Raw genomic sequence first — 6,113 nt, 5'->3', positions numbered from 1 at the left:
GTCACAGGCCCATCTTCCCCTGGAGGCTCCGGGCGTGGAGGCGTTGCTCGCCACCGTCCAGGGGCGGCAGCGCCGGTTCCTGTGGCTCCAGGGCATCATGCTGGGCGTGGCCACCGTGGCGCTGCTGCTGGTGGCCGGCGGCTTCCTGGCGCTGGTGGCGCCGCGCGCGGGCGCGTCCCTGCTGTGGACGGCGTTGCCGTTGGGCGTGGCCGTGACGTGCGTCTTCGGTCTGTGGCTGGCTCGCCGCCGCGTGGGAGACGACGTCCTCGCCGCGCGGCTGGTGGGCGAGAAGCGCCCGGAGCTGTCGCTGGACGTGCTCGCCGGGGTGGAGCTGATGCGCGAGCCGGACGCGCCGGGCAGCGGCTCTCCGGCGCTCGCGCGCGCGTTCCTGCGGGAGCTGGACACGCGGGCGCGCACGGTGGATGTCCGCACCGTGGTGGACAGCCGCCCGGTGCGTCACGTGGCCCTGGGCGCGGGCGGCGCGCTGCTGGCCCTGCTGGTGTTGATGGTCGTGCTCGGTGACCGCTGGTCCGCGGGCATGGCGCGCATCCGCGAAGTGGCGGCGAGCCCCAAGGCCCAGGCGCAGGTGGAGCCCATCACCGGCGACATCGAGCTGACGTACCGCTACCCCGCGTACACCGGGCTGGCGCCGCGCACGGTGCCCGGAACGAACGGTGAAATCAGCGCGCCGGCGGGGACGGAAATCCTGCTGAAGACGCGCTCGGACCGTCCGGTGGAGCGCGCGGAGCTGGTGGTCAACGGCCAGGCGCTGCCGCTGAAGGTGACGGGCAACCGGGACCTGGAGGGCAGCTTCGTCGCGAAGCAGTCTGGCCACTACCGCTTCGCCTTCTACGGCGCGCGGGACAAGGCGCTCGCGGTGGGGCCGGACATCGCCCTCACCGTGGAGGCGGACAAGGCGCCCGAGGTGTCGCTGCTCACGCCCACGGTGGAGCTGGAGGTCGACCCGGGCGACCAGGTGACGCTCAAGTACGAGGCGTCGGATGACTACGGGCTGTCTGGCATGGCGCTCGTGTTCCGCGCGCCCGGCGCCCAGCAGGAGACGCGCGTGCCGCTGCCGCGCGAGGACGGCCGGCGCCACCGGGGCACGTACGCGTGGAGCCTGGGCAACCTCAAGCTCGACCCGGGTGACCGGATTACCTACTACGTGGAGGCGCAGGACAACGACGCGGTGGAGGGCCCCAAGAAGGGCGTCAGCCGCACGCAGGTGCTGCGCGTGTACTCCGCGGCCGAGCACCGCCGCGCCGCGCTGGAGAAGGCGGAGCAACTGTGGGGCCGGATGGTGGACCACCTCGCGGACCGGCTGGAAGGCCCGGAGCGCGCGCGGCAGAAGGACCCACAGGCCATCACCGCCGGGGCCACGGTGGACACCAGCGGGGAGAGCCTGGTGGCGGACATGCGGACGCTGGCGCAGGAGCTGGCGCGCGAGCGCGACGTGCCCACCGAGCTCGTCTCGGCGCTGAGCAACATCTCCGAGTCCCTGGGCAGCCACATCCGCGGCACCGCGGAGCTGCGCCGGCTCTACCTGCGCACCCAGCGCGCCCGCGGCGAGGACTGGGGCACGGGCAACCGCCTCACCGCCGTGGTCAACGAGGAGATAACGGAGCTGGAGAAGGACATCCTCTACCTGGAGTCGCTGCTGGACAGGCAGAAGCTGGAGGCGCTCCAGGAGATGGCCAAACAGTTGTCCAACGAGCGGCGCGAGCTGGCGAACCTCATCGAGCAGTACAAGTCCAACCCGGACGAGGCCTCGCGGCAGGCGGTGATGGAGCAACTCCAGCAGCTCAAGTCCCGCATCCAGGAGCTGATGCAGCGCATGGCGGAGATGCGCAAGGGCATCCGCGACGAGCACCTCAACGCCGAGGCCCTGTCCGAGATGATGAAGGACCAGGACATGCGCGGCGCGCTCGACGACGTGGAGAAGCTGATGCGCGAGGGCAAGGCGGACGAGGCCCTGGCGAAGCTCCAGGAGCTGGGCATGCAGATGGAGGAGATGCTCGAGAACCTGGACCAGGCCGGCGACGAGTTCGGCGGTGAGCAGCACCCCGAGCTGGCGGAGAAGTTCGGCGAGTTCATGGAGGAGCTGCAGAGCACCGTGCAGGAGCAGCAGCGCGTCGCGGACCAGACGAAGCAGCTTCGCGACCAGGGGCGCTCGCAGAACCGCGAGCGGCTGTCGGAGAAGGGCGAGGCCATCAAGGACAGCCTGATGCGCAAGGTCCAGCAGGCGCAGGAGGACTACAAGGCGCTGGAGCCCAGCCAGCTCAACAGCCGCGCCGCGCGTCCGCTGGAGGAGGCCCAGGCGGAGCTCCAGAACGTGGAGAACGCGCTGAAGGTGAACGACTACGACCTGGCGGCGGAGGCGGCGGCCCGGGCGGAGGACGCGGCCCGGCAGCTGGCGATGATGGGCGAGCAGCAGCGCCACCTGGACGAGATGTTCGGCAACCCGGAAGAGGTGGTGAAGCAGTCCACGGAGCTGGCGCAGCGCCTGGGCCGCGACGCGCGCAACGTGTCGGAGGTGAACCGGCAGCTCCAGTCGCTCTTCCCGCCGCCGGGCTCGCAGCTGTCACAGCAGGAGAAGCAGCAGCTCCAGCAGCTGGGCGAACAGCAGTCGCAGCTGGAGGAGCGCGCGCAGGGCCTGCGTCAGCAGATGGAGGAGATGCAGCAGATGGCGCCCATCTTCGGCGAGGAGGCCACGCAGCAGATGGAGGGCGCCGGCCAGCGCATGGGTGAGGCCGCCCGGCGGATGCAGGGCAAGGACCCGGGCCGCGGCTACGGCGAGCAGCAGGCGGCGCTGGAGGGCCTGCGCCAGTTCCAGCAGCAGATGCAGGAAGGCCAGCGCGGCGGCAAGGGCGGGCTCCCGCTGCCCATGGGCATGGGCCGCCGTCAGCAAGGCAACGGGAGAGACCCGAAGCAGAAGGTGGAGCTGCCGGACGAGGACGCCTTCCAGGCGCCGAAGGAGTTCCGCAAGGACCTGCTGGACGCGATGAAGCAGGGGGCGCCGGAGAAGTACCGGGAGCAGGTGAAGCGCTACTACGAGGAGCTGGTGAAGTGAGCCGCCACGCGCTGAAGCATTCTTCCGGATTCGGGGCACTCGTCGCGGCGATGGCCGTGGGGCTCCTCTGCGTGCCGCAGGCGGCGTGGGCCCAGGCCAGCTCGCTCAAGGACGAGGTGAAGGAGCGGCTGGAACGCGTCGAGACGGAGCTGGACGACTGGGACGTGCCCGGCGCCCGGCGCGAGCTGTCCGAGGTGGAGAAGCTCCTCCCCGCCGACGTGGAGCCGCTGAAGTACTTCCAGGGCCGGGTGGCCTTCGAGGAGGGCCGCTACGACGACGCGGTGGCGCTGCTGGAGGGCGCCCACATCGAGGACAAGCCGGGCAGCTACCTGCGGCTGGCCAAGGACACGCGCGCCATCACCCAGGAGCACGAGCGCGCGGAGAGCGAGCACTTCATCTTCCAGTACCCCAAGGGGAAGGAAGCGGTGCTGGTGCCCTACGCGCTGGAGACGCTGGAGGGCATCCACCGGGCGATGAAGGAGGACCTCGGCTGGACGCCGCCGGGCGGCAAGATTCGCGTGGAGGTGGTGAGCAACGCGCGCGAGCTGTCGAAGGTGAGCACCCTGACGGAGAAGCAGATTGGCACCACGGGCACCATCGCCATCTGCAAGTTCAACAAGCTGATGGTGACCAGCCCCAAGGCGGTGGCGCGCGGCTACGACTGGCAGGACACGCTGGCGCACGAGTACATCCACCTGGTCATCAGCCAGATGAGCCGCAACACGGTGCCCATCTGGCTGCATGAAGGGCTGGCCAAGTTCCTGGAGTCGCGCTGGCGCGGCAAGGCGGGCCTGGCGATGACGCCCTCCACGCAGGCCCTGCTGGGCAAGCGGGTGAAGGCGGACACGCTCATCCCGTTCGAGAAGATGCACCCGTCGATTGCGCTGCTGCCCACGGCGGAGGACGCGGCCACCGCGTTCGCGGAGGTGTTCTACGCCATCGACTACGTGCACAGCGTCAAGGGCACGGCGGGCCTGCGCGCCATCATCCAGGAGCTGAAGGCCGGGCAGAAGGACCGCAAGGCGGTGGAGGTGGCCATGGGGATGCCCTTCGCGCTCTTCGAGAAGTCCTGGCTGGCGCACATCAAGAAGCAGCCCTTCCCCACCGAGCTCTTGCCGCGCGAGGACCGCGTGGTGCTGAAGGAGAACGCCAAGGGCAAGGTGAAGGACGACAGCGAGAAGAAGGGGCGTGAAATCTCCTTCGGCGACTTCCAGGAGGTGACGGAGGTGCCGGCGCGCAAGTTCGCGCACCTGGGCGAGCTGCTTCGCGAGCGCAACCGCGTGAAGGCCGCGGCGGAGGAGTACGCCAAGGCGCACGAGCTGGTGGGCGACAAGTACGAGTCGGTGTCCAACAAGTACGCGCTGGCGCTGCTGGAGCTGCGGCGGCTGGACGAGGCGGAGCGCGTGCTGCGCGGCAGCCTGCGCGTGCACCCGGGCTCACCTTCGACGAACGTCCACCTGGGCCGCATCCTGCTGTACCGGAAGGACTACCCGAAGGCGAAGACGGCCTACCTGGAGGCGCTGGCGTCGGACCCGTTCGACCCGGAAATCCACCTGGCCCTCACGCGCATCCACGACTCCATGGGCGAGACGGCGCTGGCGGGCCGCGCGCGGCAGGCGAGCGCGCTGCTCACGGGCCTCAAGGCCGAAGAGGTGGACCGCGTGGCGCAGCAGTTCCTGCAGGACGAAGGCGGGCTGTCGGAGATGAACGTGTCGGGTACGTCGGACACGCCGAAGGAAGCGGCGCGGCCCGGGAAGCCGGACGCGGGGAAATGAAACGCGCCTTGGTGACACATATGCACGACCTATGGTTCGCGGAGCACGGTCAGGGGGAGCCTTTCCTGCTCCTGCATCCAGGTGGCACCGATACCCGTGCGCTCCAGCCGCTCGTCGCGGCACTCGGTGACGGCTATCGCATCATCACGCCGGAACAACGCGGTCACGGGCGCACGCCGGACGCCGAGGGCGAGTGGAGCTTCGCTCACATGGCGGCGGACACAGCTGCCCTGCTTGAACGGCTGAAGCTCTCGAACGTGCACGTCTTCGGGTGGAGCGATGGGGCGATTGTCGGCCTGCACCTGGCGCTCGCGAGGCCCGACCTGGTCCGGAGCCTCGTATTCGGAGCAGCCCCCTTTCGCGTCGACGGCTGGCGTGACGGCGTCTTGGGTGAGCCGCTGCCAGACTTCATGGCCAGGGCCTACGCCGAGCTGTCCCCCGACGGCCTCGAACACTGGCCCGCCGTCGTTGCGAAGTCCGCGCGTCTCCACGAGCGGGAGCCCGCCATCGGAGTCGATGACCTCCGCGGCCTGAAGCGCCCTGTGTTGGTGGTCATGGGCGATGATGACGAGGTCCGCTTCGAGCACGCCATCGAAATGTATGAAGCCCTTCCAGACGGCGAGTTCGCCGTGGTCCCACGTGCGACGCATGGACTCCTCGTGGAGAAGCCCGACCTCCTGGCCCGGCTCATCGCCGACTTCCATTCACCGGCCAAGAGCAATGGAGTCGCGCCCCTTCGTCGCGGTCAGCGGTGAACCGGCTCCAGGCTGCCCTGGCCCAAGGGCCGTCAGCAGCTGAGCCGTCAGGCGTTGCAACGGCTGCTCCCTGGTCCCATGACTCCCATGCCTAGCTTCCCGCACGGGAGGCTCGATGGAGGTCGGATCCATCATCTCGCTTGCCGCCCAGCTCATGGAGTGGGCCGGCGTGGTCAGCATGGTGCTGGGGGCCGTGCTCGCCCTCGTCTTGCTCGTCACGGGCAAGCCGCTCCCCGCGGGTGAAACCTACCGCCGCTTCCGGCTGAACCTGGGCCGCGCCATCCTGCTGGGCCTGGAGTTCCTCGTCGCCGCCGACATCATCCGCACCGTCAGCCAGCGGCCCACGCTGGATGCCGTACTGGTGCTGGGCCTCATCGTCCTCATCCGGACCTTCCTCAGCTTCACCCTCACCGTGGAGCTGGAAGGACGCTGGCCCTGGCAACACCGCGAGGACACCGCCGACCCTGGTCATCCTCCGCCAACGTCGTCCACCCCGCAGCGCCACCCACCGCC

At 69.7% G+C, this 6,113-nt stretch carries 4 protein-coding genes; all 4 read left to right on the top strand.

What is annotated here, in order from left to right:
- Positions 1 to 34 precede the first annotated feature (34 nt).
- Complete coding sequence (locus G4D87_RS32005; RefSeq protein WP_163786483.1) at positions 35 to 3,070, top strand: DUF4175 family protein; 3,036 nt, start codon at positions 35 to 37, stop codon at positions 3,068 to 3,070.
- Positions 3,067 to 4,845, top strand: a complete 1,779-nt coding sequence (locus G4D87_RS32000) for a peptidase MA family metallohydrolase (RefSeq protein ID WP_163786482.1) — start codon at positions 3,067 to 3,069, stop codon at positions 4,843 to 4,845. The genes G4D87_RS32005 and G4D87_RS32000 overlap by 4 nt, the downstream gene beginning before the upstream one ends.
- A 20-nt stretch (positions 4,846 to 4,865) precedes the next feature.
- Positions 4,866 to 5,600 carry an alpha/beta fold hydrolase gene (locus tag G4D87_RS31995; protein ID WP_163786481.1) on the top strand — a complete coding sequence of 245 codons (735 nt, stop codon included), beginning with the start codon at positions 4,866 to 4,868 and terminating at the stop codon, positions 5,598 to 5,600.
- Between the two features lie 115 nt (positions 5,601 to 5,715).
- Positions 5,716 to 6,113, top strand: a 398-nt coding sequence (locus G4D87_RS31990) for a DUF1622 domain-containing protein (RefSeq protein WP_163786480.1), incomplete at its 3' end; no start/stop codon positions are given.

The sequence above is a fragment of the Myxococcus vastator genome (assembly GCF_010894475.1).
Taxonomy (GTDB): domain Bacteria; phylum Myxococcota; class Myxococcia; order Myxococcales; family Myxococcaceae; genus Myxococcus; species Myxococcus vastator.
Note: the sequence above shows the minus strand (reverse complement) of the source record. Positions and strands in the feature narration are given on the sequence as shown.

What these genes read in the sequence shown, in the direction of transcription:
- G4D87_RS31995 (WP_163786481.1), top strand. Translation starts at nt 4,866, where the DNA reads ATGCACGACCTATGGTTCGCGGAGCACGGTCAGGGGGAGCCTTTCCTG.